Consider the following 15,337-nt stretch of genomic DNA (forward strand, 5'->3'; position numbering starts at 1 on the left):
GCGACCGCGCCACCTTCGTCTCATCATGAATGATCTGATGCGACCGGCCGCGGAAAAACCGCGCTCGCACCAGATGCATCTTGTCGGTGTCATTGATTGGCTATGTCGCGCACAGGATGTGCGCGAGAACCAGTTGGATGCGGGAGGCGTTTCTGCCGGCTGGAGTTTTGAGGATGGCTGGCTGCCGAGCTATCCCGAGACAACCGGCTACATCATTGAGACCTTTTTGGCTGCGGCAAATATCCTTGACCGGCCGGAATTGGTGTCGCGAGCCCAGCGCATGATCGATTGGGAACTTTCAATTCAGCTGCAAGATGGGGCTTTCCCTGGGCATTTCGGTGAGGCCGGCAGCCAACCCGTTATTTTCAATACCGGGCAGATCATGCATGGCATGCTCGCCGGTTACCTGCTGCTGGGCCGTAAGGAATGCCTGGAAGCCGCCGTCAAAGCCGGCTGGTGGCTGACACGACAGCAAGAAGCCGATGGCTGCTGGCGGCGCTTCGAACACAATGACGTTCCACACGTATACAACACCCGTGGCACTTGGGCGCTGCTCGCCACAGGCCTCATCGCAAATGAACGGGAACTGACACAGGCGGCACGGCGCAACCTCGACTGGGCGCTTACCCAGCAGACCCAATCCGGCTGGTTTTCCACCAATGCCTTTACCTCCGACAAAGCCCCCTTTACACACACCATCGCCTATGCGATTCGGGGCTTTCTGGAAAGCGGCGTACTGCTGGGAGATGAACGTTACCTGTCGGCTGCGCTTGTCGCTGCTCGCGGCATGGCACGCGCCCAGCGCGCAGATGGCTGGCTCGCAGGCACTTATGCCGACAACTGGGAACCGCGCGCAACCTATAGCTGCCTTACCGGCGTAGCTCAGATGAGCCTCAACTGGACGCGTCTGGCGCAAGATGGCGGCGCGCCCGAACTGCGTGAGCATGCACGGCGCGCAATCGAATACGTAAAGCGCACCCAACGCCTCGATGATGCGGATAATGCCGTTAAAGGCGGCATTGCCGGATCCTCTCCCATTTGGGGGGATTATTCCCGCTTCGAATATCCCAACTGGGCAGCGAAGTTTTTCGCCGATGCGCTGATGATGGACATGAAGGATGAGGCAATTCCGCCTGTTGCCACTCGGTTGGCTAATCAGGGAGCGCAGAGCCATGGCTGACTTATCCGTCATGGTGCTGTGCGGCCGCTCTCCGCGGCACCTTTATGTGGCGAACCGGTTATGCGGCGCGGCGAATGTAGTTGCCATTGTCCAGGAGGCAGGCAGCCACTGGACGACGAAAAAAGTCCTGAAGTTGCTGCGACCGGATAATCTATGGCGCAAGGTATGGCGCTGGTTGCGTGATCGCAGACGATATACCGGCGGGGGTGAAGGAAAATTTTTCTTTGGTGAAACGGGGCCTCGTCTGGCACGGGCGGATCTGGTCACCGAAGTGCCTCACATCAACCATCCCGATGTCGTCGAACTGGCGCGTCGCTTGCAGCCAGATGTGATTGCGGTATTTGGCACCTCGCTGATCCGCGGCCCTTTGCTTGACATGGGGCTAATCGGCATCATGAATTTGCACGGCGGTCTTTCACCTGAATATCGCGGTGCAGATTGCACATTCTGGGCCCTATACAATGGCGAGCCGGAGAAAGTCGGCTGCACGCTACACTTCATCGATCCGGGCATCGACACCGGCAGGCTCATCGCCCATGTCTGCCCGGAAGTACATGCAGGTGATGATGAGTTGAATCTGTTCTGGCGCAGCGTTCGTGACAGCGCTGAGATCTACGCAGAAGCACTGGCCCGTTTAGCCCAGGGCGAGCCTCTGGGTGCGCAGCAGCCAGGCAAGGGTAAGCTTTACCAGGTAAAAGATCGCAGATGGCATCATGAGCGACAAGTGGCCGAGCATTTACGCAAAGGACTCCTGCGGGACGTCCAATTACCAAAACGCGTAACCTGGTTCAATGCAGGGGAAAAAACAGCATGAGGGATATCTTTGTCACCGTTGTCGTGTTTGGCGCCCTGGTGCTAGTCTTCAAGCATCCTCACTACGGAATCTATCTGTGGTCCTGGCTCAGCTACATGAACCCCCACAAGCTGGCATGGGGATTTGCGACCACTATCCCATTCGCGTTCATGACCGCATTGACCACCTTGACGGTTTACCTGCTCTCAAAAGAACCCAAGCGCCTTCCGTGGACTCCGGAAACCATCCTGTTGCTCCTTTTTCTGGGCTGGGTGACATTTACTACTTTCTTCGCATTTTACCCACAATCAGCTTGGGAGGAGTGGGATAAGGTCTTGAAGATCCAGATCATGACACTGCTGACTGCGATGTTGATAACAGACCGAAAACGCATGGACGGCCTGGTATGGGTGATCGCGCTCTCGCTTGCATTTTACGGAGTCAAAGGTGGAATTTTTACCATTTTGAATGGCGGCATATATCACGTGCAGGGTCCGGCAACCACTTTCATTGCCGGAAGCAACGAGATAGGGTTGGCACTGATCATGACGGTTCCATTGCTTCGGTACCTGCACCTGCAGTCACAGAACAAGCTGATTCGGTTGGGGTTGGCGGCCAGTATGGTACTAACCGGGCTGGCCGCAATCGGATCGCAATCACGCGGGGCTCTGCTGGCTGCAGCCGCCATGGGCGGTCTGCTCTGGTTAAAAAGCCGCAACAAGGTGACCACAGCGTTCTATATCATCGCGGCAATCATCTTGATCGCGTCGATCATGCCCCAGGAATATTGGGACCGCATGCACACCATCCAAAACTATCAGGAGGACGCCTCGGCAATGGGTCGCATCAATGCCTGGCACACCGCCATTAACGTGGCAAAGTCTCGCATCACCGGAGGGGGGTTCGAAGCCTTCCAAGGCCCGACTTTCCTTCTGTACGCCCCAGACCCCGATAACGTGCACGATGTGCATAGCATCTACTTCGAAGTCCTGGGTGAGCATGGCTTTATTGGCTTTGGCTTATTCGTGCTCATTGGGCTGACCGCATGGCGGACGGGAAGCAAAGTTATCCGGAAATGTCAAAATGATCCGGACCAGAAGTGGGCAGCTGACTTGGCAGCCATGACTCAGGTGAGCATGGTTGGCTATGCGACGGGGGGCGCGTTTCTTGGCCTTGCGTATTTTGATTACTACTACCATTTGGTAATTATTCTGGTGCTGACATACCAGATTGCTGTCAAGAACACTTGGGGAACGCTGGAGATGGACAACCTGACTGATTCCGACGTAGTTCAGGCTATGCCCCAGAGAATCCTCGCTCAAAAGCAGCGCATCCGCCTGCCATAATGGATACAGAGGCTAGCGGTGTCAGCTAACTAAAACGGTGAAGGGAAACCGGATTTGAGATATTTCTGGCTTAAAGTTGATAAAACCCTACGCCATCACGGCCAACAAGTGCTACGCGGCCTGCGGAGTTTATGGTGGGATATTGCTCGCACCGGACCGGACCGGCCGATCTTCGTAATTGGCTGTAGCCGTGCCGGCACCACCATGCTGTATAAAACATTAGCTGCTTCCCCCGAATTGGGTTCACTGAATCGGGAGACCCATGATTTTTGGGTCGCGTTACATCCGTTGGCGGAAAAAAATTGGGACACACATGCACTTTCGGCCCAAGATGCGACGCCCAAGGACCGAAAAGTGGTGGCCCGCTATTTTTACGCTTGGAGTGGCAATTCGCGCTGGATCGACAAAAACAATCAAAATGGCTTGTGCGTGCCTTATTTGCAGGCACTTTTCCCCGAAGCCATCTTCGTCTATATCAAGCGCAGCCCGGGAGACAACATCAATTCACTTATCGAAGGCTGGGGCAAGGAAGGCAAATATTCCACCTGGTCGGACGATCTTCCTGCGCGAGTAGAAATAGATGGCGGGCGATATACCAAGTGGTGTTTTTTCCTGACCGACGGTTGGCGCCAATATCTCAAAGCGCCGGTAGAAGAGGTGGCCGCGTTTCAGTATCGCGCCATAAATGAGGCCATCATGGCGGCTAAGGCAACGGTACCCGCGGATAAATGGATAGAAGTTTTTTATGAAGACCTGGTGCGCGATCCCGTCGCAGGTTTCCGCGCCATTTTCCAATCCTGTCAACTGCAATTCGATACACCGATAGAAAGCCTATGCCGCAATGTGCTGGAAACGCCCTACGACGCATTTGGCGAAATACGGATCGACAAGTGGCGGGACGGTCGTAACCGCGAACGAGTGGAGCGTGTACTGCCGCTGGTACGGGCAACAGCTCTGCAAATGGGTTACCCAAACTAACACATCGATATGCTGAGCTACCTCACTTTTTTTTTGATTCTGGTTTGGGGCGGCCTGATCGGTTTTTATGCAATGGATTTGCGTCGCAGTTGGCGTGAGCCGGTGTTGCGTTATCCGGTGGTGATCTTCGAAAGCGATGACTGGGGTGCCGGCCCGCTTGATCAAGCGAAAGCTTTAGAAAACTTGCGCGAAATATTGGCGCGTTTTAAAGACAGGGAAGGACAAACACCCGTCGCTACTCTCGGCGTTATTCTGGCAACAGCCGATACCCGGCGCATAAGAGACGCCGGAGGAGCTGAGTATTTTTCAACCAATTTGGCTATGCCGTTTTATGCCCCATTGCGTGAGGTGATGGCGGCGGGTGTGCAACAAGGCGTATTTGCGCTGCATCTCCACGGCATGGAACATTACTGGCCTCAATCGCTCATGCAGGCAGCAGTGACAGACGCGAGCGTTCGCGACTGGTTGCAAAGCGATGGCATTCCTGCCACGGAATCCCTGCCCTCGCCTCTACAGGCACGCTGGACGGACGCAAGCGTACTACCCTCGCGCACACTGGCTAGCGAGGCGCTATGCACGGCCATCACTGAGGAAACCCACTTATTCGGCGCATGTTTCAAAATACGGCCGCGCGTGGCCGTAGCGACCACCTTCGTCTGGACGGAAGAAGTGGAAGCAGCATGGTCCAACGAGGGTATTGACGTCATCATCACGCCCGGCGCCCGCTACACCCGCCGAGAAGCAACAGGAAAGCCCGGGGGTGAGGACAAACGAATAGTAAACGGCGAGCTGAGTAACAGCGGGCAAATTTATCTGGTACGAGATGTATATTTCGAGCCCATGCTGGGACATACACCGGAGCGGCTGGTGAGCGATGCCAGGGAGCACCTGCGTCTTGGGAGGCCGTGTCTGGTGGAAATGCATCGCTTCAATTTCATTGGCACAATGGAGAAGTGCGATGCAAGTTTGCTTGTTTTGGAGGCTGCCCTGAAGCAACTGCAAAGCGCTTTTCCAGAGATACGCTTCATGACCAGTTTAGCGCTGGCTAACGCGATGCAAACAAAAATTCCGGCACTGGTGGAAGCAAACTTAATCCCGCGATTTCGAATCTGGTTGCGGCGCATCGAACAAATACGCGGTTTTGCCAAGCTGACCAAAATAAGTGGCCTCGCCGTGCCCTTGTGGATGCTGAGTAAGGTGCTAGGGGCATAAATGACGCCAAGCTTCTCCGTCATCATTCCGGCTTACAACAGCGAAACCACCCTGGCGCGCGCCATCGATTCCGTGCTTGCGCAAACCTATCCAGCGCAAGAAATCATCGTGGTCGATGACGGCTCAGCAGATGGGACAGCCGAAGTCGTCGCCCGTTATGGCGACAAGCTGTGCTATATGCGTCAGGACAACGCGGGGGTGTCGAGTGCGCGCAACCACGGCGCACGAATCGCCAGTGGAGATTGGCTCGCCTTCCTGGATGCTGACGACTGGTACTACCCCGATCGGCTGCGGCTGCATGCAGAATGGATACGAGAAGATGCAGCACTCGATTTTTTGACCGGGGATTACGAGTATCGAGACGATGCCGGCAAATTGCTGGGGACGTCCATGTCACAGCATGACTCAGGACGCATGATGATTGCCAAGGCAGCAAACAATGCGCGTGCAGTCATGGATCAAGGACATGAAATTCAGGCCTATGCTGCAGATCATTTTGGCGATACCCACACGCTTTCCGTACCGCGCGGCATATTTCTCGATCTTGGTGGCTACCCACTCGGCTACAAGGTCTGTGAGGACGTCCATTTTCTCACCCGTCTTATATCCAGAAGCCAGCGCATCGGTGTGGTATGCGCACCGCTTGGTGTGTATCTTATCCACAGCAGGAGCGCGACGCGGCGCAACCCCCTTGCGGCGCAGCAAGAAAATGTGCGCACGCTGACCGACCTCGAACGCCTGGCGAAAAACTTCCCCCCACCGGTGCGACTGGGCATCAAGCAGCGGATGCAAAGCGCACGTTACAACCTGGCGTGCGCACTGGCAAAAAATGCGCAGCGCAGCGCAGCAGTGTACGCCGTCCTGCCCTCGCTGGTCAGCAACCCCGGTTGGCGCAGCCTGCGGGACGTATTATCGATGTTGAAAGGGTGAGAAAAACGCAGGCGATTATCGTGCAATCCGTGACTTCTGCGTCTTCTGGGATAAACTGAAAGCATAATGAACCGACTGCTCGTCCTCACCGAACTTTTTCTGCCTACCAAGGGCGGCACCGCCGTATGGGCAGCTGAAGTCTACAAACGCCTTGGTGGCAAGGAGATTCACATCGTCACCGCAGATGTTCCGGGTGCGGCCGAGGTCGACGCCATTCATCCCAACAGCATTCACCGGCTCGACCTCAAGCGCGTACCTTGGCTCAGGCCTGAATCGCTGGTGATGTATGCCCGTTTTTTTTTCAAATCCCTGTGGCTGATACTGACACATCGCTTTGATGCCATCCACGCCTTTCGTGCCCTGCCCGAAGGACTGACAGCCTGGCTGGTGGCCCGCTTGTCTTTCAGACCTGTCGTCATTTATGCTCATGGCGAGGAACTCACCACTTGGGGGCACGGTCGCAAGTACCAAGCCATGCAGTTTGCATTGAGGCATGCTGACCGGGTCATCGCCAACAGCGAACACACCCGAGATACTCTGCTGGTGATGGGTGTAGCGGAAGATAGAATCACCCTCATCTATCCTGGAGTGGATGTGACTGTATTCAGGTCCGGCCTTGATACGGGCGGTTTGCGAGAAAGTCTGGGAATTGGCCCAAAAGAAAAGCTGGTGTTTTCGGTTGGACGGCTGTCACGGCGCAAAGGCTTTGATCAGCTCATACGTGCCATTTCACAATTGCGCCAGGAAGGAATGCCAGTGCACTACGTACTGGCGGGTATTGGAGAAGATTACGATTACCTGGACGGCCTGATTTCGGAACATAATTTACGTGGCGTAGCGCACATGCTGGGTGGGGTTGCCGCCGAGGACTTACCCAGGTGGATGAATGCCTGTGATGTATTTGCCATGCCCAACCGCGAAATCAATGGCGACAACGAAGGCTTCGGCATGGTGTTCATCGAGGCCGCCGCCTGTGGCAAACCAGTTCTGGCAGGCGCGGCGGGGGGGACAGGCGCGGCGGTCCTCGATGGGGTGACTGGCCTGCGCGTTGAGGGCGACTCTGTCGAGGCCGTGGCACAGGGCTTGTCCAAACTGCTGCTCAACAGGGAAAAAACCGAGGAAATGGGGCATCGTGGTTGGTCCCGAGCGCAAACGGAATTCGCATGGGAAAGAGTGGCGACAAAAACGCTTGCCCTATCCCAGAAAATGACAAGGAGCGATACAGCATGAAGAAATACTGGATTGGGATATTACTACTGATTTCCATGCCGGCATGGGCAATTCAGCCCTATGCGCCGACCTCAGCAGAGCAGGCTATGTGTCAGGCTCGTGTTTACTCGCGTCTGGACCACAACAATCCGAATAGTGCGCATATGCACCACTATTGCGATGGACTGCGCTTCCTGAATCGCGCCTATGCTGCTATAGGCAACAAGCAGGAAATGGGGCATTACTTGAATGAGTCGATCAACAATTTCGATTATGTGTTGGGTCACACTCAGGAGGATTACGCCATGCGCGGCGAAGTGCATATGGGCAAAGCACGAGCCCTGAAGCTGATGGGTAAGCATTGGGAAGCTGCGGCTGAATTTACCAAGATATTGCGCTACAGCCCCGACTCTCCTGAAGTTTACCAGGCGCTGGCAGATTACCATCAGGAAATGGGAAACAAACCCAAGGCTCTGGAAATGGCTACCGAAGGCTTAAGGCGCAACCCAGGTTCACAAGCACTCAAGCGCCGCTATACGGAGTTGGGAGGAAAGTTACCCTATCCTGAAGCGGTTGCCATAACCGTGCCCACTGAGGCGACCAGGGATGAGGTTAAAGAAGTAACATCCGAAGCTGCGCCACCTTCGGGGGAGGCAACGAGCCAGGCCACTGATGATGCCAATCTGACAGCACCAACCGGGCCGACACCACAGAATGATCCCCCTAAAATTGGCTCACCAACAAATCCTTATTGCCGCTTCTGTACGGATTGAATTGGATCTACCCCCATCAAGTCTTGCAAGATCCGGCAGGGCGCTAATTTCAGGATGTGCGGTTCCAGTTCAGGGTATGGTCCCGACGTTCCTCGACATTGAACAATATCGTGCGACCACTTTCACGAAGTTCGGGAGAGACGATGCAACCAGTCAAACAATATTATCAGCATGACCGTGCGGAAATGCTGGCGTTTATTCCGCCCAGCGTCACCTGCACCCTTGAAGTGGGCTGTGGCACAGGCGGCTTTAGTCTGCTAATCAAGGATAAATTGGGCGCCGAAACTTGGGGCGTTGAGTATCAACCAGAGGCAGCCAGCCTGGCTACACAAAAATTACATCGCGTTCTGACTGGTAGCGTGGAGAGCGCCCTGCCCGATCTGCCCCTGCACTATTTCGACTGCATCATTTTCAATGACGTACTGGAGCATCTGGTGGATCCGTATTCCATACTGGTCAAGATGCAGGACTTGCTGAGCAAAACTGGCGTGATTGTCGCTTCCATCCCCAATATCAGGCACTGGCCTGAGTTCGTTGATTACACCCTGCGCGGCAACTGGAATTATGTGAACGTCGGGGTGTTGGATCGCACCCATCTGCGTTTCTTTACCAAAAAAAGCATAATTTCCACCATCGCACAATGCGGCTATGCGTTAGTCAACCTTCAGGGTATCAACCCACACTATTCCCGTGCACAGAAAATTGCCAGCCTGCTATCCATGGGCGCGCTGGCGGATACCCTGTATCAACAATATGCCATCGTCGCCCGACCAACAAGCGATGTGGCAGCCTCAACATCACATCGCCCAGCATGACCCATACGCTGATTTCTGTTGTCATTCCGGTTTATAACGGCAGTCGTTATCTGCGAGCTTGTATTGATAGCGCACTCAGCCAGACTTACCCTCACGTTGAAATCGTAGTGGTCAACGATGGATCCAAAGACAACAGCATGGAAATCCTCAAAAGCTATGGGGGGCGGATCCTGATAATAGACCAGACCAACAGTGGGCCCGCTATTGCCAGAAACAACGGCGTCAAGGCCAGCCATGGCGAACTGGTGGCTTTTCTTGATCAGGATGACGTCTGGGACGACATCAAGCTGGAACGTCAGGCCGCCCTGCTGAATCAGCACAGCAATGCCCTGGCCACCTACTGCGATCATCGCGGCATTGACGAGCATGGCGTAGTTACCAGCCCGTCCGGCGCACTTCACTATCCACGCACATCTGGTCAGATACTTGAACACCTGATTCGCGGCAATTTCATTTTGAGTGCCTCGCTGGTCATGCTCAGGCGTAGTGCTTTTGACGCAGTAGGCGGCTTCGATGCTAGCCAACCCCACTGGTCGGATGATTACGATTTATGGATGCGCATCGCCGCGCGAGGCGCGTTCCTCTACCAAATCGAAACGTTGGCAGGGTACCGTCGTCACAGCTCCAATACCTCCGGTAGTGCATATGAAATGCAGGTCGGAAATGCCCATGCATTACGCAATCTCGAAAGGCACCTGAATAGAGAACAGCACCAAAGGTTGCTCCCGCTGTTGCGAGAGGAGCGCTACCAAAGCACCTTGGGTACGGCCTGGCACTATCGGCTGCAAGGCCGCCGTAAAGAGGCCATCAACACATACCTCGCAGCAATTGCACTACGCCCATCCTGCCTGCCTGCGTGGTTCGGCCTGATGCGCGCTCTGCTGATATCGGGAGGGCCTAAATCTTGAGCCGCGGCCAATACATTCGTGGTTTCTGTAGATTGAGATGAGCTTGCAAACCCCAACGCGCTTGTCTTGATGTCGTTGAGTCGCTATTGGTGATGCAAAGACAACGGAGAAGACACATTTATAGTGATTTGTTCGGCAGCATAAGTCGGACCAGCAGTTTGAGGTGGGGCAGGCTGAATTGTCTGAGTTCGCTAGCCCATAGTGCGCCGAATGCTCTGCGCCGATTGTTTTGTTGATAATGATGCCAGGCCAGATCGAACCAAGCCATGGCCGCCGCTTTACGAAACTGGGGTATGAGGCGCTGTGGGTAGAGCCCATGGTGCGCGTTCTGCAGAAATCGATCCTTGATTTCAATGCTCGAGGCCAAGTGTTCGAGTCTGCGATTGCCACGTGATGAATATCCCTGCCCTTCTGCCCGTTGCAGATACAATCCATCCGGGAGGAATGCAGTGCTGGCGTTCAGCGCAGCGCTTATCGCCCAGTCGCAATCCCAGAGCAGACAGTCCGGTCGGTATGGGCCAATGCGTTCCAAGGCTCGCTTTCTGACTACTGGCCGTTGGAAGGCCATAGGAACAGATTTCAGAAGAGCATCAAGCAGACGATCACCAAAGGTAATGACGCCCTCTTCAAGGGCCTTACCCTGAGCCAGGGCCAAGGTTTTCGCCATGGCTTCGTCATAGTTACGCTGACCCCAGGAGCCGGCAGTACCGAACCAGGACACACCCATGAAAACCACGTCAAGGTTGGGGTTGCGGTCCAGTATGCCAAGCGCACGTTCCAAATACTGGGGAGCATAGAGATCATCGTCATCCAGGAATGCGAGTATCTCGGCAGAAGCGTCTTTGATCCCGGCGTTCTTAGCGGCGGCACCACCCTGGGATGAGGAGTGGCGAAGGACCCGGATACGCTTGTCTCCTTCATCAATAGTAACTGGAGTGGTAGAGGCATCATCTACGATTAGCGCTTCCCAGTCGGTAAAGGTCTGAGCAAGCAAGCTTGTTAGTGCTTCGGCCAGCAGTACGGGTCGATTGTGGGTGGGAATTATGACGGATACGCGGGGCATGGCTTTCTTCTTTCAAGATTTCACGCAATTTTGAGCATGGTGCAACTGCCTGTCGCAACCTTTCATAATCAATCTTCGGCTATCCATGACAATAAGGCTTGTCGCAGGTAGCCAGCCGTCTCCGGATATCGATCCAGCACGTTAACCTGACATTCCGGGTCGATGTCCAAATCGAACAGGCGCAGTTGATAACCCGATTCCAGCGGTTGATACACCAGCTTCCAGCGGCCGCTACGGATCATGCGATCTTTTGCACCCATGATCCGCAGCGTATATTCCGGCTTGATCGCCATGGTGCCGCTGCTTCTGTCCGGCACTTCCATCAATTCCAGCAAATCAGGGTAGCGCAGGTGATGTTCCGGCATACCTGGGATTTCGGCAATCCACACACCGGTTTCGTTGAAGGCGTCGAGACTTGGGCAGTTGCCATGCGCAGAAAAACACTGAACAAGTGACACGCCATCCATACTGGTGGCGGGGCTGGCCCCCACCAATTCCAGCAGGGTGGGGGCGAGATCGATACTGCGCACAACCTGTTCAACCTTGCCGCGAGCAGGTTTGCGCGGGTCGCGGATCAACAGCGGAATACGCGGGCTGAAATCACCTACGGCGGAATTGCCCTGGCCCCAGGTGTCATGCTCGAAGAATTCCATGCCATGGTCGGAATAGACAACGACAATGGTATTGTCCGCAAGCCCGCAGGCGTCGAGGTGGCGCAGCATCTTGCCCACTTCATCATCGAACTCGGCCACGCAGCCATCGTACAAATCAATGATTTGATCAAGGTCGAACTCCTCTTTGGGTGCTCCCTGGCGGCGGATGATCTCAAAGGGATCGGTCAACCGCGCCATGGCAAACTTGGATTCGCCCGCGTAGGCTGGGTCGGCAAAACGCGTGTACCACGGCCATTCAGAAGCGAATGGCGGGTGGGTGGTGGAGTAAAACACGTTAAGGAAGAATGGTTCCGGGCTGGCGGCCAGGCGCGACACCAGCCGTCGGGCACGCCGTCCCATTTGTTGGGTAAGGGGCACGCCGCCAAGGTAATATATTTCAGGCAACAGCAACCGCCCCAGCCGGTTATGGGTGAACAACGATACAAACAGGCGCAAATCCTTTGGCCCCTGCCGTATCAGGTATTTCAGGTTCCACTGGTCTTCCGGCAGGTCAGTGTAATCGAAGCCGAATGAGAGTTTTCCCATGTCGCCACCGCACCAGTCGGACAGAGCGGCGGTGCGATAGCCTAATGGTTTCAGCAGTTGTGGCAAAGCGGCAACCTTGAGCCGGGTTTCCGCGTCGGTCACAAAATTGTCGCGGATGCCATGGGTATGTGGCCAGGTGCCAGTGAGCAGAGAAACCAGACTGGGTGCAGTACGAGCGCAGGGCACATAACAGTTGGCAAACAGAACTCCCTGCTCGGCAAGCTGGTCAATGTGGGGAGTGAGTGCACGTCGGTAGCCCAACGAACTCAACCGGTCAGCGCGCAACGTATCCGACCCGATCATCAGGATATTTGGTGGTACATCGGTAGCGCGTTCGGGTGAACGGCGTGCCGGAGGACGCGCCTCGGGCAGCCATGCTGCCCAGGCGATTGCGCCTGCAAAGAACAGTACAGCTGCCCACAGCGCGATCAGATCGCCTGTCTGGTTCTGCCTGGCCAATTGCCATGAAGCGGCGATCATCAACAGCAAAGCGGCTGCAGCCAATATAAACTGCATGAAATAAATGCGGCCCGGCGTCATCCAGCGCCACAACCAGTAGAAACGGCTCATGCGGTAGTGCATGGAGGCGACCAGCAACCCCGGATTGAAGCGCAGCTTACGGATGAATTGGAGCCCACTTGCACCGAGCAGGCCCAGGAAGGCGGCCAGTACGGCCAACCACGAGGACCAAACCCAACCCAGGCTTACGTTCAGCGAATAGTAAATCAGCACCCCGCCTCCACCTATGAACAGCATCAGCGAAAACGCCCACAGGCTGAGACGCGCCAGTGCAAACAGCGTATAACGCCGGTAATAGGTTAGGATTTCCGCACGAATACGCGGCCCGGTCTGGGAAAAGTCCAACAATGATTTAGCCAGCAGGACGGCCGTTCCAGCCACAGCGACCCCGAGAGCGGGGAACAAACCGGCCCAGCAGCCCTCACCGCTTGCGAACAACGCCACCAGGCCACACACCGCTATCAGCATCCCTAATGCCTTGGCCCCAGACATGTCGTGATCTGGCGGCAGGTCTAGTCCCTTGCCACGGTGGCCGGACTCGTGACGGCCCTGAATTTCACCCAAGGCAGCAGCAACTCGAACCCAGTAAAAGCGGCTCTTTGCCCAAGACAGGCTGAATACACTTTGCAACCCATATTCAACTAGCTTGCGCCACATGTAGAGAGGTATCCGGCCATTGCCGTGAATACGTGAAGTGGAGCGGGTGCGCTGATAACCTTTCTTCAGCAGATAACCAAGTTTGAGCCGTTCGGCATCGACATAATGATGTTGCACAATGGCCGGCATGTACTGACAACGTGCACCGCGAGTCAGGGCGCGTAGCACATATTCGCTATCCTCGCCGCCACCCAGATCGTGACCGTGTGGCCCCAGTTCAGTTGAAAACTGCCCGACCAGTTCAAATACGTGACGGCGCACGACGAGGTTACCACCACCAGGAATGGGGCCTTCCTCCGGGGTGATGGTCCTGGGTTCTTTCCCTTGGTCATAGCGGGGTACCGGCAGCGGATAAATCCGGTATGGACCTTCATCATGCACCCAAGCGGGTTCCATGCCGTTCCAGTCGGGCAGAATGCGTCCGCAGTACAAACCCGCATCGGGCCAGGTTTGCGCCGCCTGCTCTATCGCAAGCAGATAATTTTCATCGACTCGGTGGTCATCATCGACAAAGGCAGTAAGCTCAGTGTCGATCTCGGGGATGGCCCGATTGAGCGCATGGGACTTTCCCGGTGTGGGAACGTTAATCAGGCGTAGCGGCAGCCAACCCTTGCTGGCCTGTTGCGACTGATAAATCCGCATCCGCGCCAGCGTATCGTCGGTACAGGCATTGGCTGCCACAATAATCTGCACCGGCATGACGGGGCGCTGCGCCGCGTTCAGCGAAACCAGTACCCGTTCCAGCAGGTCAGCTCGGTTGTGGGTGCAGATCAGAATAGTGAGCAGCGGGGTCAAGATAAACGCGAGCGGTATAGGCCTTGCATCAGGCCGAGGAAATGGCACACTACCATTTCCCGGTTGAATGCTTCGTCCCGGGGCTGGGACACGTGCCCCCACAACATGCGCGCCACAGCTCGCAAAAACTGGGGAAAGACATACAGAGGAATATTCAACAGTCGGCGTTCACCCACCATCTTCTTGTTTTGTGCAATGTTGCGGCTGGATTGAAACCGCCAGCGGCGGAAGTAACGCTTGGTCAGACGGAAACTTTCCACCTTGTGGTGCACACGAGACTGACCGAGAAATACAGCCTTGAGACCCGCCGACAGGATGCGCTCGAAAAGTTCGCCATCCTCTCCGCTGGCAAGCACCTTGCCCTTGCGACCACGACTGGTGTCGAAACCGCCCACCTTCTGGAATACCTCGCGGCGGAAAGCCATGTTGGCACCGAACGGCGCCTGAGAAGGCGAGGTAATGACATAATCATCGCTGCGATCGGTGCGTATAGCGAGAAAGCCATAAAAGCGCTCGGTCAGCCAGCTGGGGGGCGGCACTTCCCAGATGGGAGCAATATAGCCACCACAGGAATCGGCGCGGTATTTCTCCAACCCGGCCAGGGTCACTTCCACCCAATCGGGCTCCGGCAGCACGTCATCATCAGTAAAAAGCAGTGTGTTTCCGTGCGCTACGGCAATGCCGTGGTTGCGCGCGTGGGACAGCCCCTGTTCGCCCTGGAACTCATAACGCAACTGGGGCCACACACGCTGCATCTCCTCCACGACTGCGCGCGTCTGATCTTTCGAGTTGTTATCGACGACAACAACTTCCAGCTCACGTGACGGACTGGTCTTTTGAGCATGCAGCGCGCTCAGGGTGTCACGCAGCGATTCGGCGCGATTGTAAGTGCAAACGATAATACTGACGTCCATGGCTGTCAGCCAGCCCTGATCGGACAGCGGCATCGGGCACGTGGCG

Annotated in this window: 13 protein-coding genes; 10 read left to right on the forward strand and 3 right to left on the reverse strand. The window is 55.6% G+C overall.

What is annotated here, in order from left to right; all coding sequences use genetic code 11:
* Positions 1-37: 37 nt before the first annotated feature.
* From SCD_RS14670 to SCD_RS14715, 10 genes are all read left to right on the forward strand, one after another.
* Positions 38-1,180, forward strand: coding sequence for a prenyltransferase/squalene oxidase repeat-containing protein (locus SCD_RS14670; protein WP_232504417.1), 1,143 nt, complete (start codon positions 38-40; stop codon positions 1,178-1,180).
* Positions 1,173-1,994, forward strand: a complete 822-nt coding sequence (locus SCD_RS14675; RefSeq protein ID WP_009207274.1) for a formyl transferase — start codon at positions 1,173-1,175, stop codon at positions 1,992-1,994. The genes SCD_RS14670 and SCD_RS14675 overlap by 8 nt, the downstream gene beginning before the upstream one ends.
* Complete coding sequence (locus SCD_RS14680) at positions 1,991-3,319, forward strand: putative O-glycosylation ligase, exosortase A system-associated (protein WP_009207273.1); 1,329 nt, start codon at positions 1,991-1,993, stop codon at positions 3,317-3,319. Before SCD_RS14675 ends, SCD_RS14680 begins: the two co-directional genes overlap by 4 nt.
* A 54-nt stretch (positions 3,320-3,373) precedes the next feature.
* Positions 3,374-4,297: a sulfotransferase family protein gene (locus SCD_RS14685; RefSeq protein WP_009207272.1), complete on the forward strand. Its 924-nt coding sequence runs from the start codon at positions 3,374-3,376 to the stop codon at positions 4,295-4,297.
* Positions 4,298-4,306: 9 nt separating this feature from the next.
* On the forward strand, positions 4,307-5,509 hold the full coding sequence (locus tag SCD_RS14690; protein WP_009207271.1) for a hypothetical protein: 1,203 nt from the start codon (positions 4,307-4,309) through the stop codon (positions 5,507-5,509).
* Positions 5,510-6,439 (forward strand): glycosyltransferase family 2 protein, encoded by a 930-nt coding sequence (locus SCD_RS14695; protein ID WP_009207270.1) that lies wholly within the window; start codon positions 5,510-5,512, stop codon positions 6,437-6,439.
* A gap of 66 nt (positions 6,440-6,505) precedes the next feature.
* A complete protein-coding gene (locus SCD_RS14700; RefSeq protein ID WP_009207269.1) occupies positions 6,506-7,669 on the forward strand; it encodes a glycosyltransferase family 4 protein in 1,164 nt (387 codons plus the stop codon).
* Complete coding sequence (locus tag SCD_RS14705) at positions 7,666-8,421, forward strand: tetratricopeptide repeat protein (protein WP_009207268.1); 756 nt, start codon at positions 7,666-7,668, stop codon at positions 8,419-8,421. Before SCD_RS14700 ends, SCD_RS14705 begins: the two co-directional genes overlap by 4 nt.
* 143 nt (positions 8,422-8,564) lie before the next feature.
* A complete protein-coding gene (locus tag SCD_RS14710; RefSeq protein WP_009207267.1) occupies positions 8,565-9,236 on the forward strand; it encodes a class I SAM-dependent methyltransferase in 672 nt (223 codons plus the stop codon).
* On the forward strand, positions 9,233-10,144 hold the full coding sequence (locus SCD_RS14715; RefSeq protein ID WP_009207266.1) for a glycosyltransferase family 2 protein: 912 nt from the start codon (positions 9,233-9,235) through the stop codon (positions 10,142-10,144). Before SCD_RS14710 ends, SCD_RS14715 begins: the two co-directional genes overlap by 4 nt.
* Positions 10,145-10,262: 118 nt before the next feature.
* Here SCD_RS14715 and SCD_RS14720 read toward each other — a convergent pair whose 3' ends face one another.
* The 3 genes from SCD_RS14720 to SCD_RS14730 all read right to left on the reverse strand — a co-directional run bounded on the left by SCD_RS14720 (position 10,263) and on the right by SCD_RS14730 (position 15,324).
* Positions 10,263-11,207: a glycosyltransferase family 2 protein gene (locus SCD_RS14720; RefSeq protein WP_009207265.1), complete on the reverse strand. Its 945-nt coding sequence runs from the start codon at positions 11,205-11,207 to the stop codon at positions 10,263-10,265.
* A 68-nt stretch (positions 11,208-11,275) separates the two neighbouring features.
* A complete protein-coding gene (locus tag SCD_RS14725) occupies positions 11,276-14,377 on the reverse strand; it encodes a sulfatase-like hydrolase/transferase (RefSeq protein WP_009207264.1) in 3,102 nt (1,033 codons plus the stop codon).
* Positions 14,374-15,324 (reverse strand): glycosyltransferase, encoded by a 951-nt coding sequence (locus SCD_RS14730; protein WP_009207263.1) that lies wholly within the window; start codon positions 15,322-15,324, stop codon positions 14,374-14,376. The genes SCD_RS14725 and SCD_RS14730 overlap by 4 nt, the downstream gene beginning before the upstream one ends.
* Positions 15,325-15,337: the final 13 nt, after the last annotated feature.

The sequence above is a fragment of the Sulfuricella denitrificans skB26 genome, from assembly GCF_000297055.2.
Classification (GTDB): domain Bacteria; phylum Pseudomonadota; class Gammaproteobacteria; order Burkholderiales; family Sulfuricellaceae; genus Sulfuricella; species Sulfuricella denitrificans.

What these genes read in the sequence shown, in the direction of transcription:
- SCD_RS14700 (WP_009207269.1), top strand. Translation starts at nt 6,506, where the DNA reads ATGAACCGACTGCTCGTCCTCACCGAACTTTTTCTGCCTACCAAGGGC.
- SCD_RS14695 (WP_009207270.1), top strand. Translation starts at nt 5,510, where the DNA reads ATGACGCCAAGCTTCTCCGTCATCATTCCGGCTTACAACAGCGAAACC.
- SCD_RS14675 (WP_009207274.1), top strand. Translation starts at nt 1,173, where the DNA reads ATGGCTGACTTATCCGTCATGGTGCTGTGCGGCCGCTCTCCGCGGCAC.
- SCD_RS14715 (WP_009207266.1), top strand. Translation starts at nt 9,233, where the DNA reads ATGACCCATACGCTGATTTCTGTTGTCATTCCGGTTTATAACGGCAGT.
- SCD_RS14680 (WP_009207273.1), top strand. Translation starts at nt 1,991, where the DNA reads ATGAGGGATATCTTTGTCACCGTTGTCGTGTTTGGCGCCCTGGTGCTA.
- SCD_RS14730 (WP_009207263.1), bottom strand. Translation starts at nt 15,324, where the DNA reads ATGCCGCTGTCCGATCAGGGCTGGCTGACAGCCATGGACGTCAGTATT.
- SCD_RS14690 (WP_009207271.1), top strand. Translation starts at nt 4,307, where the DNA reads ATGCTGAGCTACCTCACTTTTTTTTTGATTCTGGTTTGGGGCGGCCTG.
- SCD_RS14710 (WP_009207267.1), top strand. Translation starts at nt 8,565, where the DNA reads ATGCAACCAGTCAAACAATATTATCAGCATGACCGTGCGGAAATGCTG.
- SCD_RS14705 (WP_009207268.1), top strand. Translation starts at nt 7,666, where the DNA reads ATGAAGAAATACTGGATTGGGATATTACTACTGATTTCCATGCCGGCA.
- SCD_RS14720 (WP_009207265.1), bottom strand. Translation starts at nt 11,207, where the DNA reads ATGCCCCGCGTATCCGTCATAATTCCCACCCACAATCGACCCGTACTG.
- SCD_RS14670 (WP_232504417.1), top strand. Translation starts at nt 38, where the DNA reads ATGCGACCGGCCGCGGAAAAACCGCGCTCGCACCAGATGCATCTTGTC.